The following is a 21,071-nucleotide window of genomic DNA, read 5'->3' as shown; positions in this document are numbered from 1 at the left end:
TCAGGTGGGCCCGAGGTCCTTGACGATGTTCGCCAACGCGTCGACGTCGGGGCCGGGCGTCGGCACGAACGCCGCCGCGCGGTAGTAACGGAGCTCGCGGATCGACTCGCGGATGTCGGCGAGTGCGCGGTGGGCGAGGCCCTTCTCGGGCTGGCCGAAGTACACGCGCGGGTACCAGCGGCGGCACAGTTCCTTGATGGAACTGACGTCGACCATCCGATAGTGCAGGTAGGCGTCGAGTTCGGGCATGTCGCGGGCGATGAAACCGCGGTCGGTGGCGATCGAGTTGCCGGCCAGCGGGACGGCTCCGGGCGTCGTCACGTGTTTGCGGATGTAGTCGAGGACCATCTTCTCGGCCTCGGCGAGAGTGACGGTGGACTTGCGTACCTCGTCGGTGAGGCCGGAGTCCGCATGCATCTTGGTCACGACGTCGGGCATCGACGCGAGAGCCTCGTCGTCGGCGTGGATGACGACGTCGACGCCGTCACCCAGGATGTTGAGGTCACCGTCGGTGACCAGGGCCGCGATCTCGATCAGCTTGTCCGATTCGAGTCGGAGGCCGGTCATCTCGCAATCTATCCACACCAGTTTGTCCTGCACCCGACAACCTTAGCCAACCGTCACGACAAGCCCGCGTGAGACGCGGAACAGCGAACCGACCCGGGCTATCGTGTCCCTCGTGACCGAAGCCCTCAGCCCTGCTCAGACGATCGCCGCCGGCTACGCCTTCACCTCGACCGCGCTCGAACTGGGGACGGTGTCGGTGGACGGTCAGGTCGATCCCACCGCCTCGGTCCGCATCCCGCTCGCGATGATGAACCGGCACGGCCTGGTCGCCGGGGCCACGGGTACCGGCAAGACGAAAACGCTGCAGTTGCTGGCCGAACAGCTCTCCGCCAACGGGGTGCCCGTGGTGATGGCCGACATCAAGGGCGACCTGTCGGGACTGAGTCGCGAGGGCGTCAGCAGCGACAAGATCGTCGAACGCGCACAGCAGACCGGCGATGCCTGGCGGCCGGCCTCCCATCCGGTGGAATTCGTCTCGCTCGGGTCCACCGGCATCGGTGTGCCCATCCGGGCGACGATCACGTCGTTCGGTCCGATCCTGCTCTCGAAGGTGTTGGGACTCAACGACACCCAGGAGTCCACTCTCGGGCTCATCTTCCATTGGGCGGACAAGAAGGGCCTGCCGCTGCTCGACCTGAAGGATCTGCGGTCGGTCATCGCCTTCCTCACCGGCGACGAGGGCAAGGCGGAGCTGAAGAACATCGGCGGGGTCTCCCGCCAGACCGCGGGCGTGATCCTGCGTGCGCTCACCAATCTCGAGGCCGACGGCGGCGACACCTTCTTCGGTGAGCCCGAGGTGGAACCCGCCGACCTGATCCGGCTCGCGGCCGACGGCCGCGGCATCATCACGCTTTTCGAACTCGGTGCGCAGGCCGCCCGTCCGGCGCTCTTCTCGACGTTTCTCATGTGGATTCTGGCCGACCTCTTCGAGTTCCTGCCGGAGGTCGGCGACCTCGACAAGCCGAAGCTGGTCTTCATCTTCGACGAGTCGCATCTGCTGTTCGACGACGCGTCCAAGGCGTTCGACGACCAGGTCGTGCAGACGGTGAAGCTGATCCGTTCGAAGGGCGTGGGCGTGTTCTTCTGCTCTCAGCTGCCCACCGACATCCCCAACGAGGTGCTCTCGCAGCTCGGCGCCCGTATCCAGCATGCGTTGCGCGCCTTCACCCCTGACGATCAGAAGGCGCTGAGGAAGACGGTCAAGACCTATCCGGTGTCGGAGATCTACCAGCTCGAGCAGGTCCTCACGTCGCTGGGTACGGGCGAGGCCGTGGTGACGGTGTTGTCGGAGAAGGGTGCGCCGACGCCGGTCGCGTGGACGGTGGTGCGCCCGCCGCGTTCGTCGATGGATGCCATCGGGGCGGAGGCGATCACGGCTGCGGCCACGACGAGTCCGTTGTACGCCAAGTACGGGCAGTCGATAGATCGCGAGTCGGCCTACGAGATGCTCGCCGCGAACACCCTGTCACCCGGGGAGTCCGCCGACGCGCCGGCCCCCGTGCCGGTACCGTCACCCGCCCCTGCACCGAAACGGGCTCCGGCACCGACACAGGCACCGAAGCCGGCACCCGAGGAGCCGGACATCATCACCGAGGTGCTGACCAGCAAGCCGGTCCAGAGCTTCCTCCGTTCGGCGGCCAGTGCCGCGGGACGCGAGTTCAGTCGCGCGATCTTCGGTACGGGTCGACGTCGCCGGCGGTGAGGAGTCTCGCTACTCGGCGCTGAACTTCCGGTAGAAACCGCCGACGATGGGTGCGACCACGGCGCGCGGGGTGTATCCACCGGCGACCGACATCGCTTTGGACAGCGTTCCCGGCACGATACGCATCTTGTTGTGCGCCAACGCGTCCAGGCTCATCTCCGCGACCTTGGCCGACGAGTGCCAGAGGAAGTCGGGGACGACCTTGTCCACGATCGACGCCTCGTCGGGCGACGGGGTGTGAGTGCGGACGGGTCCGGGTGCGAGAAGCGTGACGTGGACGCCCTGCGAGGAGACCTCGCCGCGCAGCGACTCGCTGAAGGTGTTGACGAAGGCCTTCGTCGCCGCATACGTGGCGTTGTTGGGGATCGGCATGTTGCCGGCTGCCGAGCCCACCATGAGGATGCCGCCGGAACCGCGCTTGACCATCTGGGGGAGCACCGCGAGGGTCAGGTCGTGAACGGCGTTGACGTTCAGCAGGACCTGGGCCCGTTCGTATTCGGCGTCGAGGTCGGCGACGGGGCCGAAGGTGGCGATGCCGGCGTTGTTGCACAGGATCGAGATCTCGCGGCCGGCGAATTCCGCGGCGAGGACCGCGACATTGGTGGGGTCGGACAGATCGACGGCGCGGACCTCGACGGCCACCTGATGCGCTGTGCGCAGCTCGCCGGCGAGTTCTTCGAGGAGGTCGCCGCGACGGGCGACGAGGATGACCGAATGGCCGCGGGCGGCCAGTGCCCGGGCGAGCTCGCGGCCGATGCCCGACGAGGCTCCGGTGACGACGGCGCGGGCGTTTGCTGAAGGCGGCGGTACCGGCATGGGGCAATCGTAGCCGTCGCTGTGCTCCGGCCCGGAAAGCCGGAGCACAGCGACGTCGATGTCGTGCGAGGTCAGTCGATACCGGCGGCGACCTCGGTGCCCTGCCGGATCGCGCGCTTGGCGTCGAGCTCGCCCGCGTAGTCGGCCCCGCCGATCACATGGGTCGTGACCCCGGCGAGGGTCAGCGGATCGATGAGCTCGCGCACCGATTCCTGGCCGGCGCAGATCACCACGTTGTCGACCTCGAGGATCCGGGTCTCCTTCACGTTGCCCTCGTCGTCGCGGAAGCTGAGGTGTAGTCCCTGGTCGTCGATCTTGTCGTAGGTTGCGCCGCTGATCTGCTCGACGCCCTTCATCTTCATCGTGGCGCGGTGCACCCAGCCGGTCGTCTTGCCGAGCGTCTTGCCCTGCTTACCGGACTTGCGCTGCACCATGTAGACCTGACGCACGGCGGGCAGGGGACGGGGCTTGGTGACGAAACCGGGCTTCTCCGGATCGTCGGTGACGCCCCATTCCTGTTCCCATTCCTTCAGATTCAGCGTCGGCGACTCGTCGGTGGTGAGGAATTCGCTGACGTCGAAGCCGATACCGCCGGCACCGATGACGGCGACGCGCTTGCCGATCTCGCGGTGGCCGAGCACGGCGTCGGCGTAGGACATCGCCATGGGGTGGTCGACGCCGGGGAAGTTCGGGATACGCGGCACGACGCCGGTGGCGACGATGACGTCGTCGAATTTCTCGGCGATGATCGTGTCCGCGTCGACCCGGGTGTTGAGTCGGACGTCGACGCCGAGGACCTCGAGTTTGCGGGTGAAGTAGCGGATCGTCTCGTTGAACTCCTCCTTGCCCGGGATGCGGGCGGCGATGGAGAACTGGCCGCCGATGGACTTGCCGCCCTCGAAGAGAGTCACCTTGTGGCCGCGTTCGGCGCTCGCCACGGCGGCCGACAGGCCGGCCGGTCCGGCGCCGACGACGGCCACCCGCTTGGCCTTGCGGGTCGGGCTGAGGATCAGCGTGGTCTCACGCCCGGCGCGCGGATTGACCAGGCACGACACCTTCTTGCCGACGAAGGCGTGGTCGAGGCAGGCCTGGTTGCAGCCGATGCAGGTGTTGATCTCGTCGGCGCGTCCCTCGCGGGCCTTGTTCGCCAGATGCGGGTCGGCGAGGAACGGGCGGGCCATCTGGATGGCGTCGACGCGGCCGTTGCCGAGGATCTCCTCGGCGAACTCTGCGGTGTTGATGCGGTTGGCGGCGATCAGCGGGATGGACACCTCGTCGCGGAGACGCTCGGTGAACTTCACGAATGCGCCACGCGGGACCGAGGTCACGATGGTGGGGACCTGTGCCTCGTGCCAGCCGATGTCGGTGTTGATCGCGTCGACGCCGAACTCCTCGGCCTTGCGTGCCATGAGGGCGATCTCGTCCCAGGTCTGTCCCTTGCGGATCAGGTCGGCGACGGACTGGCGCAGGATGATCGGGAAGTCGCGGGGAACCTGACGCCGGATCTCCTTGATGACCTCGACCAGGAAGCGCTGCCGGTTCTCGGTGTTGCCGCCCCACTTGTCGGTGCGGTCATTGGTGTGGGGGCAGAGGAACTGGTTGATCAGGTAGCCCTCGCCGCCCATGATCTCGATCGCGTCGTATCCGGCCTTGCGCGCCAGCTTCGCCGACTGGCCGAAGGACTTGATCACATGCCGAATGATCGGCTCGGTCATGCGCAGGTGCTTGAACGGGTGGATCGGCGAGGGCTCCTTGCCCGGCGCGACCTTGAACGGGGTGTACCCGTAGCGTCCGGCGTGGATGAGCTGCATGGCGATCTTGCCGCCCTCGTCGTGCACCGCCTTGGTGACGCGCTGGTGACGCTTCCAGTCGACGACGTTGGTCATCTTGCCGCCGGCGAAGGCGAGCAGACCGGTGCGGCTGGTGCCGAAACCGCCGGTGATGATCAGTCCCGCACCACCTTTGGCGCGCTCGGCGAAATAGGCGGCCAGTTTGTCGGTGTCCCAGAGCCGATCCTCGAGACCGGTGTGCATCGACCCCATCACGAGACGGTTCTCGATGGTCATGCCGCCGATCTGGAGCGGGGTGAACAGATGCGGATAATGCGGATTGGGTTGTGCCGTGTGGGCTGACATGGCGCGACCTTTCATCTCGGTGTCGTCGTATCGCTTCGGGTGGGTGTTGCTTTCGTGCAGTTGCCGTCGGGTGACGTGATCACCTGCCGGCGAGTTCGCGTTCGAGTGCGGGGATGACCTCGTCACACCACTCGATGTAGCTCTCCTCCTGGCGGATGCCGCCGCGCAAGACGAGGTACCGGTGCAGCTTGCGGCCCGTGAGGGTATCGGGCTCGGGGTAGTAGTCCGCCTGGAAACCCTTGTACAGCTTCAGCAGCGCGAGGTGTTCGTCGCGGTGTGCCTTGAACTCGCCGATGATGGCGGCGAGGTCGCCGAACTCCGCGGCGCGAAGCTTCACGCCGATGTCGCTGCGCAACGGTTGCCGGGGAGTGGGACTCATCGCCCACTGCGCCAACGCATCCCGGCCGGCGTCGGAGATGGTGTAGACCTTCTTGTCCGGACGGCCGTCCTGGCTGATCGACTCGACGCTGACCAGTCCGTCGTCGAGGAGCTTTTTGAGCGTCCGGTAGATCTGCTGGTGGGTGGCCGACCAGAAGTAGCCGATGGACCGGTCGAATTGCTGACCGATCTCGTAACCCGTGCCGGGCCGCTCAGCCAGCGACACGAGGATCGCATGTTCGAGCGCCATGTGGGCACGCTAACACTGCAACAGTGCACTATGCAACAAGGTGTATATGAGTCTTGTTGCATATGCGCGGGGGGCGTGGCCGGGGTGAGGAGAGCGGGCGAGCCGTGAGTACCGCAAACTATTGCGCATGACCGAACCGGGGACGAGATCCCAGAACTTGCTGTCGTGGACGCTCACGACGAACACCGTGGTGGCACCGGAGGAACGCCTGACGTGGCCGCGGACCGTGAGCATCGGACTGCAGCATGTGGTCGCGATGTTCGGCGCGACCTTCCTGGTGCCGGTGCTGACCGGGTTCCCGCCGTCGACGACCCTGTTCTTCTCGGGTGTCGGCACCATCCTCTTCCTGCTGATCACCCGCAACCGGCTGCCCAGCTACCTCGGCTCGAGCTTCGCGATCATCGCCCCGGTCACGGCCGCGGTCGCCTCCGACGGTGCGTCGTCGGCTCTCGGTGGCCTCGTCGCCGTCGGCGCTCTACTCGTCATCATCGGCCTGATCAGCCACTTCGCCGGTGTGAAGTGGATCGAGACGCTGATGCCGCCGGTGGTCACCGGCACGATCGTCGCATTGATCGGACTCAATCTCGCTCCGGCCGCGAAGAACAATTTCGTCGCCGACCCCGTCCTCGCGACCATCGTGCTCGTCCTGCTCGTGGCGTCGGCGGTGCTGTTCCGCGGGTTGCTGGGTCGTCTCGCGATCTTCCTCAGCGTCGCCGTCGGTTATCTGCTGGCACTCCTGCTCGACTGGGTCGACTCCGACAACGACTACATCGACACCTCGGGGATCGGCGACGCCGCGTGGATCGGCCTGCCCGACTTCCAGACCCCGACCCTCGACCTCGGCGTGCTGCCGCTGTTCCTGCCCGTGGTCCTGGTGCTCGTCGTCGAGAACATCGGTCACGTGAAGTCGGTCGCGATGATGACCGGCAAGGACTACGACGACACGATGGGCCGTGCGCTCGCCGCCGACGGTCTGGCAACGATGCTCGCGGGCAGCGGTGGCGGGTCGGCGACGACCACCTACGCCGAGAACATCGGCGTGATGTCGGCGACCAAGGTGTATTCGACGGCGGCCTACTGGGTGGCCGGTGCGGCCGCGATCCTGCTCGGCCTCTCGCCGAAGATCGGTGCCGTGATCGCCGCCATCCCGCCGGGCGTCCTGGGCGGCGTCACCACCGCGCTCTACGGTCTGGTCGGCATCATCGGCGTCCAGATCTGGGTGACCAACAAGGTCGACTTCTCCAAGCCCATCAACCAGTTCACCGCCGCGATTCCGCTCATCATCGGCATCGCCGACTACACCTGGCAGATCGGCGATCTGGTGTTCGCGGGGATCTCGCTGGGTTCGGTGGCCGCACTGGTGATCTATCACTCCATGCGGATCATCGGTGGCTGGCGGGGGACGGTGGTTCCCGACAAGAGCTGATCGACCGATGGACGGCGGTCACCACGGGAGTCGCAGTGGTATGTCGGGGATGGGGCCCGGCAGGTCCACGTCGCCGTCGGCGCGGTCGTTGAGCAGATACAGCCACCACAGCGGGGCGAACGCGGCACCGGGTGGAGGTGGCGGGAGCTCGGGCACATCGGGCTTTCGCGGGACATAGAGCTCGGGCGGTTGACCGGTGATGACCTTCACCATGTTCCGGAAGGCCGTCGAGTCCGGGTCGTTCCAGTAGCCGCCATGTGTCTTGACCCCGCTGTCATACCGGCGGCCGTCGATCTCGACGGTGCCGGTGTCCAACCGCCGCACGCCGGGTGCGGAATCGGGGTCGGAGCCATGTGGATTGCCGGGTAGGGATTGCGCATAGTGGATCGGATCGCCCGGGAAGGTCAGTGAATAACGTTCGACGCCGCCCGGGTGGGGCAGATCGTGCACTCCGGTGCCGGCCGACGACGCATAGATGACGCGATCCGGTGTCAGTCCGAGTTGTTCGGCCGTGCCGACGACCGATCCGCCGTACGAGTGGCCTATGTAGGTGGTGCTCGCCCCGGGCGCATGGTGGGCGATCTCGGCGTCGAGTTCGGATCCGAACAGTGCGAGCCGATGCGCCATGGCGGCGGCGAAGGCCGGACTCGTGGCGGCGCGAAGATCTCTCGGCAGATCACCGTCGAGGTAGAGGAACACCGGCCCGTTGGTCTGGGCGGCGAGTTCGGCTGCGGCACGACGGTTGTCGCCGCCGGCGGTGTCGACGGTGGTGCCCGTTCCCGGGACGTACGTGGCGACGTTCCTGATACCGGGACGCAGAGATCCGATCATCTCGACGGTGCGACCCCGCGGTGTGTTCACGAAGGTCACGAACTGCCGCTCGACCAGGCCGTCGTCACCGGCGTGAGGCACCGGAGCGGTCGGATCGCTTGTCTGCGTCAACATGTCTCGCAGCGTTCGCGCTCGACGGCCCTCGCCCCGGCCGGCCTGGATCTCGTCGACGAGGGCGTTGCGGATGTTGATCTCGTTGGCCTGAATGCGGAGGTCGAAGGGAACGCCCGGAAGGTTGCCCATGACATGTGGATTCGCCTGCACCAGGCGGCGAACGTCGTCGGGTGCCATTCGTTCGAGAACGGTGCGGATCTGGGAGGGCGTCAAGCTCTCGAGGGTGCGTACCGCGGCGTCGGCGTCCATCGTTCGGTTGCCGGGCAGGGTGACCTCGGGTTGGCCGTCGACCATCGATGCGAGATCGGCGGCGAACCCGACGAGTCGGGCGCCGTAGCGTTCGTCGAGGGTGTCGATCGTGGTGAGTCCCGAGTCGATGCTGTCGGTGAGCTCGGCGGCGGTCAGGTCGCGAAGGGGATCGGGATGGGTGACGGTCCCGTCGTCGGCGACGAGGAACCCGTCATCGGTCGCGGCGTCGACGAGTCGCAGGACGTGATCGCGGGCGTGGGTGAGATCGGTCCCGGCGTCGGAGGCCTCGTCGGCGATCATCTGCAGGACGTTGCGGACCTCGCCGGCGTGATCGTGCTCCTGCCAGATCCGTCGATGTGCGGCGTCGTGGGTTCGGCCACGCCAAGCCGCGGCGGAATCGAACCTCGCGACGGCGCGGTCGAGTCCGGTGTCGAGGGTCTCGGCGGTGACTGCGGCCGCCGTTCCCGCGTCGCAGAAGGACTGCGGGTTCCACCTGCGTAACGCCGAGATCGTCGGGCGCATCAGCGATTCCGGAGCGAGTCGAGCTTCGACGCGGCTCGGGTGTCGGTGGTGATCGTCGTCGACACGAAGGCGTCGAGGATCTCGCTCATCGCGATCAGACGGTTTCCGATCGACTCGGCGGCGCGTCGTGCGGGTTCGGCCGTGTCGCGAAGTGCATGCGCGACCCGACTCGACGAGCCCCGGGCGTCGCCGATGGCCGCGGTGTCGATCGCGTGGACGGCGATGCCGTTGGCGCGCCACGAGGTGACGACTCCCTCGATCTCGGCCGGCGACACCCCGAAAGTGTCGTCGGGCGTCCGGTTTCCGCGGTCGGGCGATGGAATCCGAAGTGGGAGAGTGGGAATGGTGAACGGGAGCGTCATGATCCTCCGTGGCGTGATCCTCGAGGACTGCGACCACCCGGAGAGGTGGTGCGATTCTTGGACGCGCGGCGCGCCTCGCCGGTTCCGAAAAGGGTTTCGCCGCGAAAGTGTCCGGGGGCTACGTTTGGGGACACTCAGCCACACCGGACGGGAGACACCGATGCCGCAGCAGGCCTGGCGTACGAGAGCGGAGCGGGCTGACGACGTCGCCCGCGTCCACGAGATCAACGCCGACGCCTTCGAGAGGCCGGAGGAGGCCGAGCTGGTCGACGTACTGCGAGCCGACCCGGCGTGGATCGACGGACTGTCCATGGTCTCCGTCGACGACGACGATCGACCGGTCGGCTACGCACTGTTGACGCGGTGTCACATCGGTCACGCCCCGGCGCTCTGCCTCGCGCCCTGCTCGGTGGTCACTGCGCACCAGCGCACGGGTGCCGGTTCGGCAACGATCATCGCGGCCCTCGACGCCGCGCGTGCGATGGGGGAGAGCACCGTCGTTGTGCTCGGTCACGCTGACTACTACCCGCGTTTCGGCTTCCGACGAGCCGTCGACCACGGCGTCCGGCTGAGCATCGAGGTGCCCGAAGAGGCCCTGATGGTGCTCAGCCTCGACGGCAGCGACGTCCCGTCCGGGACGGTCCGCTACGCGGCTCCGTTCGGACTCTGAGCGACCCCTGGTAGTGCAGAGAAGGTAGTACGAAAAGAGCAGTTAACAGACTGTTTTCGGGGACTATTGTCAGATTCGTGCCCCTGCACGACGTCGATCCGGCGATGAAACGGAGCTTCGTCTACCGGGCCAACGAGCGATTCGGACGGTCACGGTGGGGCAGAGGCTATGCCCTCCGCTACGGCCACCGGCTCGATCCGCACATCTATCGAGCCACCGGGGGGCGCTATTTGTGGATCATCGGCGCGATGGCCACCGCTCCGCTCGTGACCACCGGCGCCAGGTCGGGGCTGAGGAGAGAGGTTCAGCTCGCGTACTTCCACGACGGGCCGGACGTCATCCTCATCGCGTCGAACGGCGGCGGGGACAGGCATCCGCACTGGTATCACAACCTGAAGGCACACCCGGAGTGCGAGCTCGGAGACGAGAGATTCCGCGCTGCCGAAGTCATCGACACCGACGAACGCGATCGCCTCTTCGGACTCGCCGACCGTGTCTTCTCCGGCTACACCGAGTACCGGGTGAAGGCTGCATCGATCGGCCGTCAGATTCCGATCTTCCGGCTCGAGCCGCGCTGACATCCGCACGGAGGACGTGACTCCGACCGGAGGTCGGCACAAATGTGATGGTGCCCCCGGCAGGACTCGAACCTGCGACCTAGGGATTAGAAGGCCCTTGCTCTATCCACCTGAGCTACGGAGGCTGACCGGCGCACGTGGCGTCGGGCACATGGAGTTTACGACATGACTCCACACCCGCTGCAGGTGTGCCGCACACCACGGCGTCACCAGGTCGGACGGTGTGTCATCCGTGCCCGGACCTACAGTTGAGTAATGACCCGCACGTCGACGTCCGCCTCGCCGGATCAGAATCGCGACGCGATGAACGAACCGCGCGGCGTCGTCTCCGCGGTCCTCTGGGCGTTGGGATGGCTCGCCGCGATCGTGGCCGTCGCCGTCACCGCCGTGTCCGCGTCCACCGCCCTCAAGCTGACCGGCGTCCCCGACCCGGGGCCGCTCACGACCTACGGTCTTCCGACGCTCACGGCGATCGGTGAGTTCGCGGCCGCGATCGCCCTTGGGTGTGCAGTGTTCGCCGCGTTCTTCGTGCCACCGCAGTCCGACCACGTGCTCGACGTCGGCGGCTATCGCGCCATCCGGATCGCAGCCTCATCGGCACTGGTGTGGTCGGTGTGCGCGCTGCTGCTGATGCCGCTCTCGGCGTCGGAGGTCAGCGGGTCGCCGCTGTCGGAGGCGATCAAACCGGCCAACCTGATCAATGCATACGGCCAGGTCGCCGAGGTGCGCACCTGGTTCTGGACGGCGGTGTTCGCCCTGGTCGCCGCAGTCATCGCGCGGATGGTCCTCAAGTGGGGTCCGACGGTCGCGGTCATCGTGTTCATGATCTTCAGCCTGATGCCGTCGGCGCTCGCCGGGCACTCGTCGTCGGGCGGCAACCACGACATCGCCACCAACAGCCTCATCCTGCACCTGGTCGGGGCGACGCTGTGGCTCGGTGGTCTCGCCGCCGTCGTGGTCTATGCGCTCGCGTCGGGCCGTTGGCGTGCACTGGCTGTTCGACGCTTCTCCCGGGTCGCCTTCTGGTGCATCATCGTCGTCGGCCTCAGCGGCGTGATCAACGCCGCTGTCCGCGTGCCCCTCGATCAGCTCTTCTCCGACACCTACGGTCAGCTCGTCCTCGCCAAGGTCGCGGCGCTCGTCGTGCTCGGAGCTCTCGGTGCGTGGCACCGCCGCGTGACCATCGCGCAGCTCGAATTGGAGGAACGGCCCTCGCTGTTGGTGCGGTTCGGACTCGTGGAGTTGGCCGTCTTCGCGGCCACCTTCGGTCTGGCGGTAGGCCTGAGCCGGACCCCGCCGCCGGCCCTGGACACTGCGAACGTCTCCGCGGTCGAGAACACCATCGGCTACGACATCGACAGTCCGCCGACCTTCGCCCGGTTCTTCACCGACTGGCGTTTCGACCTCATCTTCGGTCTCGCCGCCATCGTCCTGGCACTCGTGTACATCCGCGGCGTCGTGCGGTTGAAGCGCCGCGGCGACGACTGGCCGATCGGCCGCACCTTCGCGTGGCTCCTCGGATGTCTGCTGCTTCTCCTGGCGACCTCGTCGGGTCTCGGTCGATACGGCCCGGCGATGTTCAGCATCCACATGATCGCCCACATGCTGATGTCGATGATGATCCCCGTGCTGCTGGTCCTGGGCGGTCCGGTGACCCTGGCACTCCGCGCGCTGCCACCCGCCGGCCGCGGCAACCCACCCGGGCCGCGCGAGTGGATTCAGGCAGGTGTCCACTCGGCGCCGTCGCGCATCCTCACGCACCCGCTGATTGCGGCCGTCATGTTCGTCGGCAGCTTCTACATCCTCTACCTCGGCGGCCTGTACGAGGCGGTGGTCCAGTACCACGCGGCACACCTGCTGATGAACCTGCACTTCCTGCTCAGCGGCTACCTGTTCTACTGGCTCGTCATCGGCATCGACCCCGCGCCCCGTCAGGTGAAACCCGTGGCCAAACTGGGGATCGTGCTGGGCTCCTTGCCTTTCCACGCCTTCTTCGGGGTGGCACTGATGATGACCACCGCCGTCATCGCCGAGAGCTACTACCGCGGCCTGCACCTGCCGTGGACCTACAACCTCTTCGACGACCAGCGCGTCGGCGGCGGAATCGCCTGGGCTGCGGGCGAGATCCCCCTCGTCGTCATCATGCTGGCGCTGCTGGTCCAGTGGCAGCGCAGCGACACCCGCCAGGCCAAACGCTACGACCGCAACGCGATCCGCGACCACGATGCCGAACTCGAGAGCTACAACGACATGCTCAAGGAACTCAACAAGCGCGGCTGACTCGTCACGGTCCTCAGCTCGAGCCGGTCGAGACCGCACAGACGGATGCCCCGGCCTGGACCAGCGCGGCGACGTGGAGCGGATCGAAACCGATGCCGGCGGCGGTGCGCGTGGTCGCGACGGTCAGCTCCGGAGGGCATCGGAGGGTCGTCACGAGGCCGTGGGTCGCCGCGAGTTCGTCGACGATCGCAACATTGAACTCGTTGATCGCCGCCCGGACCGGACCGAGATCCGGTGTCGCGGGTGGGGCCGTCTGCCCGGGTAGCCGCCACTGGGCGAACAGCCCGCGCTGCACGGTCTTGCTCGCCTCGATCTGGTCGCGGAACACGCCGCGTACGTAGGCGGGGTCGAGGTCCCGATCGAGGGCCAGCTGCGACACGGTGTCGAGGACGATCTGTTCGCGTGCCGGATCGTCGATGGCCGCGCCGGACGCCCACTTCGTCGCGGCCACAGTGTCCGCCAGGGCGAGGCGGCCGGCGATCGCGTCGGTCAGTCCGGACAACCCGGGGGCCGGTGCCGCCGCGGACAAGGGCGGCGCAACCAACATCGTGGCCGCCGCGATCAGACCCACCAGGAAGACTCGTGCTCGCATTTCGCGATCCTATGGGCGAAACGCCAGAGGCACCGGCGATCTGTGGGTAACCCGAAGAGAGTTCTCCACAGCCCGATCGGGTCCCCGTCTCCGACCCTCGTCCGGCGAGATGCTGATGCGGCCACACTTCCCGTGGCCGACACCAGTAGGAGACGACCATGTTTGAGACGTACACGACTGTCATAGGAACCGTTGTGTCCGAGCCCCGCCGACGCCAGACCACCACCGGCGAGGACGTGATCTCGTTCCGCGTGGCCTGCACCTCGCGCCGCATCGACAAGCGCACCGGCGAGTGGATGGACGGGCCGACGCTGTATCTGACGGTGAGCTGCTGGCGCCGACTCCTCGCCGGCGTCGGCCTTGCCATCGCGAAGGGTCGCCCGGTCATGGCCCACGGTCAGATCAAGACCAACGAATATCCCGCGGCCGACGGTTCGCGCCGCTCCGACCTCGAGATGACCGCCGTCGCAGTGGGACTCGACCTGAGCCGCTGCATCGTCACCTATCGGGGCACGCCGTCGTCGGAACGGGTCGTCGAGGCCGCGGCGCCGGTCGACGACCGGCGGGCGACGGAAACCCCGTCGGCTGCATGAGACCTCAGGCGGTCCGGTTGCGGACCAGTCGCCAGTGGTTGTGGCCGTCGGCGCGCCGGTAGGACAACTCGTCGAGGATCTGGATGGCGATGGCGAGCCCGCGGCCACGCTCGGCGACGTCGTCGGGCAGGCTCACCGCGTCGAGATCGACGCGGGCCGGGTGACCATCGTCGCTGTAGCGACCCTCGATCCGGTCCGCGGCGACCTCGAGTTCGAGTCGCAGGCTCACCCGGCTGCCGTCCCGGGCGTGCTCGATGATGTTCGCGCCGATCTCGGCCAGGGCCAGTTCGAACTGCATGGCGTCCATGTCGTCGATCGGGCAGGCGCGCAACAGATCCGCGAGCAACTCGTGAATGTGCTCGAGGGTCTCGTCCGAGGTGACCTCGTCGAGAACCCGCCTCCCGCCGGTCTCGGTCATGAGAGTGACCCGTCGGCTCTCACTCGGGACCGAACGCGGTGTCCGCGGACTCGTGAACGCGCAGAACCCGATTGAGATTGGTCAACTCGAGAACGGTGACGACCTGTTCGGTGGGAGCCGCGATCCGCAGGTCGCCACCAGCCTGTCGCGCGATCTTCAGGCCGGACACGAGGGCACCCAGACCGGACGAGTCGATGAACTCCGTACCGGACAGATCGACGACGATGCGGGAAGATCCGGCGCCGACGAGTTCGTGCAACTGATCGCGCAGCTTGGGGGCGGCGACCATGTTGAGCCGTCCCTCCGGCCTGATCGCCACGGCATCGCCGTCGACGGCACGACTCGCGAATCTCGTCATCACTACCTCTCGGTTTCAGGGTCTGCGTCGGGGCCGCGGTAGCGCACCGCCATGATGACCACGCTCAGGATCACCAGATCGAACAGTACCCAGAACAGGTTGACTCCGACCCCCAGAACGGAGATGGCGCCCCGCCACAGCTGCACGATGCCGATCACCGACGCCACCACGAGCAGCACCATCGCCGCCAACTGCGGACGAACCAGATGCCAGGGCAACGCGTCCTGGGACTGCTTGGTCTTCGGTGTCACGGCAAAGCCCAGCGGCTTGTTCAGATAGACATTGCGGAATGCGGTGGTGCAGGACCTGATCCAGACCGGGAACAACGCCAGACTGTACTGCTGCCCACGCCAGGTCGGGGTCCCGCGGGCCACCACGAGGAACAGCAGCTGGTTGACCAGCAGGAAGGGGATGAGCCGGAGGAAGAAGTCCCAGCTGTATGCCTGCACGGGGAGGACACCCAGCACGAGGTACACCACGGGTGCGGCGATGTAGGCGATCGCCGCGAAGCCGGCCAGGTAGCTCCACATCGTCGCCCAGTACATGAGTCGCTGGGTGATGGTGAGTCCCTTCTGGACCAGCGGATTCTCGCGCAACATCACCTGGATGGTGCCCTGGGCCCACCGAAGCCGTTGGGTGAGCATCGTTTTCAGGTCCTCAGGGGCGAGACCGTACGCGAGGTTCTCGTGATGGTAGGCGGAGTTCCAGCCGAGGGCGTGTAGCCGCATACAGGTCGCCATGTCCTCGGTGACCGAGATGGTCGCGAGCGGCAGCATCGGTTGCGCCTCATCGGATCTACCGACATCGACGGCGGCCACCAGTGCCCGTATCGATTCGATGGCACCGAGCGGGGACCATTCGCGATCGGCGAGCACCGCGAGGGCGTCGTAGTCGAGCGACCCGGCGCCGGCTTCCTGCTCGCTGAACTCGGTGAGGGCCTCGATCGCCTCGAGGTCGGCCCGCATCGCCTCGACGTCGGCGTCGACGAGTCCTCGTGCGGCCTCGTCCACGCGCGCCTGGAAGCGATAGGTCACGTCGGCCAGTGGTTCACGCTTCTTCAGCGCACCCCGCGCTTCCCGGACCGCGGCATTCACCTCGTCGAGCGCGGCGAGTGCGGTCGGGTTGTCACCGATCCGCCGGCGGGTCTTCCGCAGCACGGTCCGCGCGGTCCGCAGAGCGCGGTCGACGCCGTCCTCGACGGCTCTGACGTACTGGGTGATCCCGAGTTGCATCAAGGCCTCCCGACGCAGGACCGCGTTGGAGCCGCAGAAGAACGCGGCGTTCCAGCCGTCCTTGCCCTGCTGGATCGGGCCGTAGAAGAGGGGTGCTTGCGAACCCAGCGGGTCCGACGGCGGCACGTTGACGAAGTACTGCGGGGTCTGGACGAGCGCCATCTTCTCGTCGTGGAAGTAACCGAGTGTGCGGTCGAGGATCTGGGGTTCGGGAACCTGGTCGGCGTCGAGGATCAGGATGAACTCGCCCTCGGTCTGCATCAGGGCGTTGTTGAGGTTGCCCGCCTTGGCATGTCTCGGTTTGTCCAGCCAGCTCGACGACCGGGTCAGGTACTTCACCCCTGCCTGCGCAGCCTCGGCGGCGAGATCGGCGCGGTCACCGTCGTCGAGGATCCATGTGGTGTGCGGATAGGTGATGGCCTTCGCGGCGAGGGCGGTCTTCATCACGAGTTCGATGGGCTCGTTGTAGGTCGTGATGAAGACGTCGACGGTGGCCCCCGCCGGAGGAGGCGGTGGATCGGGGCGGTGCTGCAGCTTCCACATGGTGAGTCCGAAGAGCAGCGAGTCGATGAGGCTGTAGGTCTCGGCGACCACCAGGGGAACGGCTATCCACCAGGCGTCCCAGTTCACCGAGGCGAGCCAGCGCCACACGATGTAGTTGAGCCCGAGTATCGCGGCGACGACGATGAGCAGCCGTAGCCACGGCGACGGGGCGGTCCGGGCGAGGGTGGCCTCCTCGATGCTCTCGCTCATCCGGCCTCGTCGCGCCGGACCGCGATCAGGGTCACGTCGTCGACCGCAGGCCGGGCGGCGACGAGATCGTCGACCCTCGCCCGGACCTCCGCGGGAGTGCCTGCGGCGGAGAGCAACCGGAGCAGTTCGGTCGCGTCCTCGTCGACGAGATCCAGGACGCCGTCGGAGGCGATCACGAGCATGTCGCCGGGGGCGAGGTCGACGGCGGCCGACCGCCAGGTGTCATTGGGCAGGATGCCGATCGGGAGGCCGCGGCCGCGCAGGATCGTGCACCGTCCGTCGCTGCGGCGCACGGTCGCGAGTCCGTGCCCACCGTCTATGTACTCCACGTGGCCGTCCCGGGTGCGCAGACGGGCGTGGAACAGGGTCGCGTACGTCTCCGTCCCGGCGAAGTCGTCGGCGAGCTGGTCGGTAACGGTGCCGACGACCTCGCCGAGATCGGGCCCGGGGGCCTCCGTCCGGGCGGCGTCGAACGCCCGTGACGTAGCGCGCATCGCCGACTTCACGGTGGCGGTGACGATCGCGGCGGCCAGCCCTTTGCCCATGACATCGGCGACGGTGAACACGAGTCCGTCACGGCAGCGGTAGTGGTCGTAGAAGTCGCCGCCGACCGCGAAAGCCGGCAGGCACATCGCCTCGATCGAATAACCGGGCACCGCGCCGAGCGGCGGTGGGAGCAACCGCCGCTGGACCTGCGCGGCGCGTTCGAGGTCGTCGGAGTTCTCGATCTCGCGCTGTGCCCACGCCGCGAGCTCCCGGAACGCGGTGAGCTGGTCGGCGGTCAACTGCCGGGGCCGGGTGTCGTACACGCAGAAGGTCCCCACCGGGTGGCCGCCGGGCCCGTACAGCGGATACCCCGCGTAGAACCGGATCCCGCCGTCGGCGGCGATCTGGGGGATCTCGGCGAAGCAGGGGATCGCGGAGACGTCCTCGATCACCAGCGCCGGCTCGGCGGGCTGGGAGTACGCCCGCGCGACCGTCACCTGGCAGACCGACTCCTCACGCGGCTGGTCCTGGATGTCGATTCCGTCGACCGCCTTGAACCACTGGCGGTCCCGGTCGAGGAGCGAGACGGTCGACATCGGTACCCCGAACACCCCTTGGCCATGCGGGTGATCTGCGCGAACCGGTCCTCGGGCTCGGAGTCGAGCAGATTGAGCTGTTCCACCGCACGCAGGCGTGCCTCCTCGACGGCGGGCTCGATGAACGCATCGGCCGCATCGATCCCGTGGCCACCGGCCCCCGCTGTGTCCGCACCCGCCGCGTCATACCGCACGTCCGTCACCGAAGCCCCACTTTCCCGAGCGCGCGCGCCATCGCCTGGCCCGCTGCTGCTGAACTCGTCAAACCCCAATCCGCTTCCTTGTCGTGGTCGAACCAGACGAAGCCGGTGACGCCGTCGGCCTCGTCGAGATAGCTGACCAGATCGGCTATCCAGTCCGCCTTGGAGCCGCCTGCCTCGGCGCACCCGACTTCGGTGACGAGGACGGGTTTGCCCGGGGCGAGGTCCCGCAGCTGGTCGAGAGACGAACCGAACAGTTCTTTCGGCGACGTCCATCGGTGGCCGGGTACCGAACCCCAGTTGTATCCGTCGACGCCCAGCACGTCGACGTAGTCGTCGCCGGGATACCAGCGGGACAGGGGAGCGTCGGAGATCGGGACGTTGGGCGCCCACACCCACTTCACGTTCGCCGCGTTCTTCGACGCGAACAGGTCGTGGACGTGCCGCCACGCCGCGATGTACAGCTCCGGCGGGGTCCCGCCCGCCGGACTCCACGGGTACCAGTCGCCGTTGGGTTCGTGGGCGAACCTCAGGTACACCGTCGAACCCCAGGCGACGAGTTCGTCGGCCCAGCGGTACAGGTAGTCGTCGTGCGTCCCGTCGACGATCGACGACATCGAGAACGCGGACCGGTCGTAGGTGCCGTCACCGAGGTGCCGCCAGGGTTCCCAGGTGACGATCGGCTCGGCCCCGGAACCGACCACGGCGTTCAGCGCGGCGATCGGCGGGATCGCGGTGAAGTCCTCGAAGAACATGTTGACCGTGGGGGCCACTCCGGTCACCCGGGTGACCGCGGCGACGTCGGCGGGCTCGAGCGGACCGTTCGGCGTCGTGACCCCGAACCGCAGGCACGGACCGGGCGGGCCGTACAGCGGGGAGATGGTCGACGGGCACTCCCGCGGGGCCGCGGAACAGGCGCCGACCGCACCCAGAGAGGTGACGATCACACCCACGACCACAACCACGGTCCATCTGCCCACCGAGTGCATGACACTCCCATGGCGCTGCCCCCCAGTGCCGCACGTGTGCTCGCCGGCGCTGCACCCACACCCGTCGCCGGCACCAGCCGACGAGGATCATTGTTGCGACAAACCGCGCATCGCGCGCGGCATCCGGCCAAATGCGCACCGCAGGACCCGCGGCGGGGTCACCGGGCGGCGAGCCCACCGGGGCCGACCACTAGGCTGGGGGGCCATGTATGCGCATCGCCCGAGCGTGCGCCAGAGCATCCAGTGCTGACATCCACCCCGGCATCGAGCAGGTCCGAAGGAGTTCTCCGTGGCAGAGTTCATTTACACGATGAAGAAGGTGCGCAAGGCGCACGGTGACAAGGTCATCCTCGACGACGTCACCATGTCCTTCTACCCGGGCGCCAAGATCGGCGTCGTCGGTCCCAACGGTGCGGGTAAGTCGTCGATCCTGAAGATCATGGCGGGCCTCGACCAGCCGTCGAACGGCGAGGCCTTCCTCGACCCCGACGCCACCGTCGGCATCCTCCTGCAGGAGCCCCCTCTCAACGAGGAGAAGACGGTCAAGGAGAACGTCGAAGAGGGTATGGGCGACATCAAGGTCAAGCTCGACCGCTTCAACGAGATCGCCGAACTGCTCGCCACCGACTACTCCGACGAGTTGATGGAGGAGATGGGCAAGCTCCAGGAAGACCTGGACAACAACGACGCCTGGGACCTCGACTCACAGCTCGAGCAGGCGATGGACGCGCTGCGCTGCCCGCCCGCGGACTCCCCGGTCACGCATCTCTCCGGCGGTGAGCGTCGCCGCGTCGCGCTGTGCAAGCTGCTGCTGCAGAAGCCCGACCTGCTGCTCCTCGACGAGCCCACCAACCACCTCGACGCCGAGTCGGTGCTGTGGCTCGAGCAGTTCCTCGCGAGCTACCCGGGCGCCGTCCTGGCCGTGACCCACGACCGGTACTTCCTCGATCACGTCGCGCAGTGGATCTGTGAGGTCGACCGCGGCAAGCTGCACCCCTACGAGGGCAACTACTCCACCTACCTGGAGAAGAAGGCCGAGCGGCTCGAGGTCCAGGGCAAGAAGGACCAGAAGCTGCAGCGCCGCCTGAAGGAAGAGCTCGCCTGGGTTCGTTCCGGTTCCAAGGCGCGCCAGACCAAGAACAAGGCCCGCCTGTCCCGCTACGAGGAGATGGTCGCCGAGGCGGAGAAGACGCGCAAGCTCGACTTCGAGGAGATCCAGATCCCGACGCCGCCGCGTCTCGGCGACGTGGTGGTCGAGGTCTCCCACCTCGACAAGGGCTTCGAGGGCCGCGTCCTCATCAAGGACCTGTCCTTCACCCTGCCGCGTAACGGCATCGTCGGCGTCATCGGCCCCAACGGCGTCGGTAAGACCACGCTGTTCAAGACCATCGTCGGTCTCGAGCAACCCGACTCGGGCACCGTGAAGGTCGGCGAGACGGTCAAGCTGAGCTACGTCGACCAGACGCGCGCCAACATCGACCCCAAGAAGAACGTCTGGGAGGTCGTCTCCGACGGACTCGACTACATCGAGGTCGGCCAGAACGAGATGCCGTCGCGCGCCTACGTCAGTGCCTTCGGCTTCAAGGGGCCGGATCAGCAGAAGAAGGCGGAGGTCCTCTCCGGTGGTGAGCGCAACCGTCTCAACCTCGCGCTCACCCTGAAAGAGGGCGGCAACCTGATCCTCCTCGACGAGCCGACCAACGACCTCGACGTCGAAACCCTGGGTTCGCTTGAGAACGCCCTCGAGAACTTCCCCGGCTGCGCCGTGGTCATCAGCCACGACCGCTGGTTCCTCGACCGCACCTGTACCCACATCCTGGCGTGGGAGGGCAACGTCGAAGAAGGACAGTGGTTCTGGTTCGAGGGCAACTTCGAGGCGTATGAGGCCAACAAGGTGGAGCGCCTCGGCGCCGACGCGGCCCGTCCGCACCGGGTGACCCACCGCAAACTCACTCGCGATTAATCCCATCCCCG

General features: G+C 67.1%; 18 protein-coding genes, 1 tRNA gene and 1 pseudogene. 7 read left to right on the top strand and 13 right to left on the bottom strand.

From position 1 onward, the window contains the following. The gene (gene orn, locus IHQ52_RS18045) at positions 1-600 is read right to left on the bottom strand and encodes an oligoribonuclease (protein ID WP_006437133.1); all 600 of its coding nucleotides are present in this window, start codon (positions 598-600) and stop codon (positions 1-3) included. Between the two features lie 70 nt (positions 601-670). Between orn and IHQ52_RS18040 the strand changes: the two genes are divergently transcribed. Further along, positions 671-2,269, top strand: coding sequence for a helicase HerA-like domain-containing protein (locus IHQ52_RS18040; protein ID WP_006437134.1), 1,599 nt, complete (start codon positions 671-673; stop codon positions 2,267-2,269). A gap of 9 nt (positions 2,270-2,278) precedes the next feature. Here the strand turns inward: IHQ52_RS18040 and cmrA are convergent, their stop codons facing one another. From cmrA to IHQ52_RS18025, 3 genes are all read right to left on the bottom strand, one after another. Further along, on the bottom strand, positions 2,279-3,085 hold the full coding sequence (gene cmrA, locus IHQ52_RS18035; protein WP_182156441.1) for a mycolate reductase: 807 nt from the start codon (positions 3,083-3,085) through the stop codon (positions 2,279-2,281). Between the two features lie 71 nt (positions 3,086-3,156). Further along, on the bottom strand, positions 3,157-5,220 hold the full coding sequence (locus IHQ52_RS18030; RefSeq protein ID WP_182156443.1) for an NADPH-dependent 2,4-dienoyl-CoA reductase: 2,064 nt from the start codon (positions 5,218-5,220) through the stop codon (positions 3,157-3,159). A 79-nt stretch (positions 5,221-5,299) separates the two neighbouring features. Beyond that, a complete protein-coding gene (locus IHQ52_RS18025) occupies positions 5,300-5,848 on the bottom strand; it encodes a PadR family transcriptional regulator (RefSeq protein ID WP_006437137.1) in 549 nt (182 codons plus the stop codon). Positions 5,849-5,975: 127 nt separating this feature from the next. Here IHQ52_RS18025 and IHQ52_RS18020 point away from each other — a divergent pair, with 127 nt between their 5' ends. Further along, positions 5,976-7,274: a uracil-xanthine permease family protein gene (locus IHQ52_RS18020; protein WP_006437138.1), complete on the top strand. Its 1,299-nt coding sequence runs from the start codon at positions 5,976-5,978 to the stop codon at positions 7,272-7,274. Positions 7,275-7,292: 18 nt separating this feature from the next. Here the strand turns inward: IHQ52_RS18020 and IHQ52_RS18015 are convergent, their stop codons facing one another. Both IHQ52_RS18015 and IHQ52_RS18010 read right to left on the bottom strand, forming a co-directional pair. Continuing rightward, the gene (locus tag IHQ52_RS18015) at positions 7,293-8,990 is read right to left on the bottom strand and encodes a hypothetical protein (protein WP_182156445.1); all 1,698 of its coding nucleotides are present in this window, start codon (positions 8,988-8,990) and stop codon (positions 7,293-7,295) included. Beyond that, positions 8,990-9,352 carry a hypothetical protein gene (locus IHQ52_RS18010; protein WP_006437140.1) on the bottom strand — a complete coding sequence of 121 codons (363 nt, stop codon included), beginning with the start codon at positions 9,350-9,352 and terminating at the stop codon, positions 8,990-8,992. Before IHQ52_RS18010 ends, IHQ52_RS18015 begins: the two co-directional genes overlap by 1 nt. 160 nt (positions 9,353-9,512) lie before the next feature. Between IHQ52_RS18010 and IHQ52_RS18005 the strand changes: the two genes are divergently transcribed. After that, a complete protein-coding gene (locus IHQ52_RS18005; protein WP_040004835.1) occupies positions 9,513-10,022 on the top strand; it encodes a GNAT family N-acetyltransferase in 510 nt (169 codons plus the stop codon). A 77-nt stretch (positions 10,023-10,099) separates the two neighbouring features. Beyond that, entirely contained in the window at positions 10,100-10,600 is a 501-nt protein-coding gene (locus IHQ52_RS18000) for a nitroreductase/quinone reductase family protein (protein WP_006437142.1), read from the top strand. A gap of 48 nt (positions 10,601-10,648) precedes the next feature. On the opposite strand, the gene IHQ52_RS17995 is transcribed toward IHQ52_RS18000, so the two are convergent. Then, positions 10,649-10,725: transfer RNA gene (locus IHQ52_RS17995), tRNA-Arg, on the bottom strand. Between the two features lie 130 nt (positions 10,726-10,855). Here IHQ52_RS17995 and IHQ52_RS17990 point away from each other — a divergent pair. Further along, the gene (locus tag IHQ52_RS17990) at positions 10,856-12,880 is read left to right on the top strand and encodes a bifunctional copper resistance protein CopD/cytochrome c oxidase assembly protein (protein WP_006437143.1); all 2,025 of its coding nucleotides are present in this window, start codon (positions 10,856-10,858) and stop codon (positions 12,878-12,880) included. 13 nt (positions 12,881-12,893) lie between these two features. Here IHQ52_RS17990 and IHQ52_RS17985 read toward each other — a convergent pair whose 3' ends face one another. Then, positions 12,894-13,472 carry a chorismate mutase gene (locus tag IHQ52_RS17985; protein ID WP_006437144.1) on the bottom strand — a complete coding sequence of 193 codons (579 nt, stop codon included), beginning with the start codon at positions 13,470-13,472 and terminating at the stop codon, positions 12,894-12,896. Between the two features lie 158 nt (positions 13,473-13,630). On the opposite strand from IHQ52_RS17985, the gene IHQ52_RS17980 reads away from it, so the two are divergent. Further along, a complete protein-coding gene (locus IHQ52_RS17980) occupies positions 13,631-14,065 on the top strand; it encodes a single-stranded DNA-binding protein (protein ID WP_006437145.1) in 435 nt (144 codons plus the stop codon). Positions 14,066-14,069: 4 nt separating this feature from the next. Here IHQ52_RS17980 and IHQ52_RS17975 read toward each other — a convergent pair whose 3' ends face one another. The 5 genes and pseudogenes from IHQ52_RS17975 to IHQ52_RS17955 all read right to left on the bottom strand — a co-directional run bounded on the left by IHQ52_RS17975 (position 14,070) and on the right by IHQ52_RS17955 (position 19,097). Beyond that, entirely contained in the window at positions 14,070-14,483 is a 414-nt protein-coding gene (locus IHQ52_RS17975; RefSeq protein ID WP_006437146.1) for an ATP-binding protein, read from the bottom strand. 19 nt (positions 14,484-14,502) lie between these two features. Further along, complete coding sequence (locus IHQ52_RS17970) at positions 14,503-14,841, bottom strand: STAS domain-containing protein (protein WP_040004836.1); 339 nt, start codon at positions 14,839-14,841, stop codon at positions 14,503-14,505. A 2-nt stretch (positions 14,842-14,843) separates the two neighbouring features. Further along, positions 14,844-16,826, bottom strand: a complete 1,983-nt coding sequence (locus IHQ52_RS17965) for a glycosyltransferase family 2 protein (protein WP_006437148.1) — start codon at positions 16,824-16,826, stop codon at positions 14,844-14,846. Next, positions 16,823-18,051, bottom strand: a pseudogene (locus tag IHQ52_RS17960) (PP2C family protein-serine/threonine phosphatase). The gene IHQ52_RS17965 and the pseudogene IHQ52_RS17960 overlap by 4 nt, the downstream one beginning before the upstream one ends. 56 nt (positions 18,052-18,107) lie before the next feature. Beyond that, complete coding sequence (locus tag IHQ52_RS17955) at positions 18,108-19,097, bottom strand: glycoside hydrolase family 26 protein (RefSeq protein ID WP_006437150.1); 990 nt, start codon at positions 19,095-19,097, stop codon at positions 18,108-18,110. A gap of 289 nt (positions 19,098-19,386) precedes the next feature. Between IHQ52_RS17955 and ettA the strand changes: the two genes are divergently transcribed. Then, positions 19,387-21,060: an energy-dependent translational throttle protein EttA gene (gene ettA / locus IHQ52_RS17950; RefSeq protein ID WP_006437151.1), complete on the top strand. Its 1,674-nt coding sequence runs from the start codon at positions 19,387-19,389 to the stop codon at positions 21,058-21,060. The last annotated feature ends 11 nt before the right edge of the window (positions 21,061-21,071 follow it).

The organism is Gordonia amicalis (assembly GCF_022059885.1).
GTDB classification, from domain to species: Bacteria; Actinomycetota; Actinomycetes; order Mycobacteriales; family Mycobacteriaceae; genus Gordonia; species Gordonia amicalis.
This window is presented reverse-complemented; position numbering and strand designations above follow the sequence as displayed.

What these genes read in the sequence shown, in the direction of transcription:
- cmrA (WP_182156441.1), bottom strand. Translation starts at nt 3,085, where the DNA reads ATGCCGGTACCGCCGCCTTCAGCAAACGCCCGCGCCGTCGTCACCGGA.
- IHQ52_RS18030 (WP_182156443.1), bottom strand. Translation starts at nt 5,220, where the DNA reads ATGTCAGCCCACACGGCACAACCCAATCCGCATTATCCGCATCTGTTC.
- IHQ52_RS18025 (WP_006437137.1), bottom strand. Translation starts at nt 5,848, where the DNA reads ATGGCGCTCGAACATGCGATCCTCGTGTCGCTGGCTGAGCGGCCCGGC.
- IHQ52_RS18020 (WP_006437138.1), top strand. Translation starts at nt 5,976, where the DNA reads ATGACCGAACCGGGGACGAGATCCCAGAACTTGCTGTCGTGGACGCTC.
- IHQ52_RS18015 (WP_182156445.1), bottom strand. Translation starts at nt 8,990, where the DNA reads ATGCGCCCGACGATCTCGGCGTTACGCAGGTGGAACCCGCAGTCCTTC.
- IHQ52_RS18010 (WP_006437140.1), bottom strand. Translation starts at nt 9,352, where the DNA reads ATGACGCTCCCGTTCACCATTCCCACTCTCCCACTTCGGATTCCATCG.
- IHQ52_RS18005 (WP_040004835.1), top strand. Translation starts at nt 9,513, where the DNA reads ATGCCGCAGCAGGCCTGGCGTACGAGAGCGGAGCGGGCTGACGACGTC.
- IHQ52_RS17990 (WP_006437143.1), top strand. Translation starts at nt 10,856, where the DNA reads ATGACCCGCACGTCGACGTCCGCCTCGCCGGATCAGAATCGCGACGCG.
- IHQ52_RS17985 (WP_006437144.1), bottom strand. Translation starts at nt 13,472, where the DNA reads ATGCGAGCACGAGTCTTCCTGGTGGGTCTGATCGCGGCGGCCACGATG.
- IHQ52_RS17980 (WP_006437145.1), top strand. Translation starts at nt 13,631, where the DNA reads ATGTTTGAGACGTACACGACTGTCATAGGAACCGTTGTGTCCGAGCCC.
- IHQ52_RS17975 (WP_006437146.1), bottom strand. Translation starts at nt 14,483, where the DNA reads ATGACCGAGACCGGCGGGAGGCGGGTTCTCGACGAGGTCACCTCGGAC.
- IHQ52_RS17970 (WP_040004836.1), bottom strand. Translation starts at nt 14,841, where the DNA reads ATGACGAGATTCGCGAGTCGTGCCGTCGACGGCGATGCCGTGGCGATC.
- IHQ52_RS17965 (WP_006437148.1), bottom strand. Translation starts at nt 16,826, where the DNA reads ATGAGCGAGAGCATCGAGGAGGCCACCCTCGCCCGGACCGCCCCGTCG.
- IHQ52_RS17955 (WP_006437150.1), bottom strand. Translation starts at nt 19,097, where the DNA reads ATGCACTCGGTGGGCAGATGGACCGTGGTTGTGGTCGTGGGTGTGATC.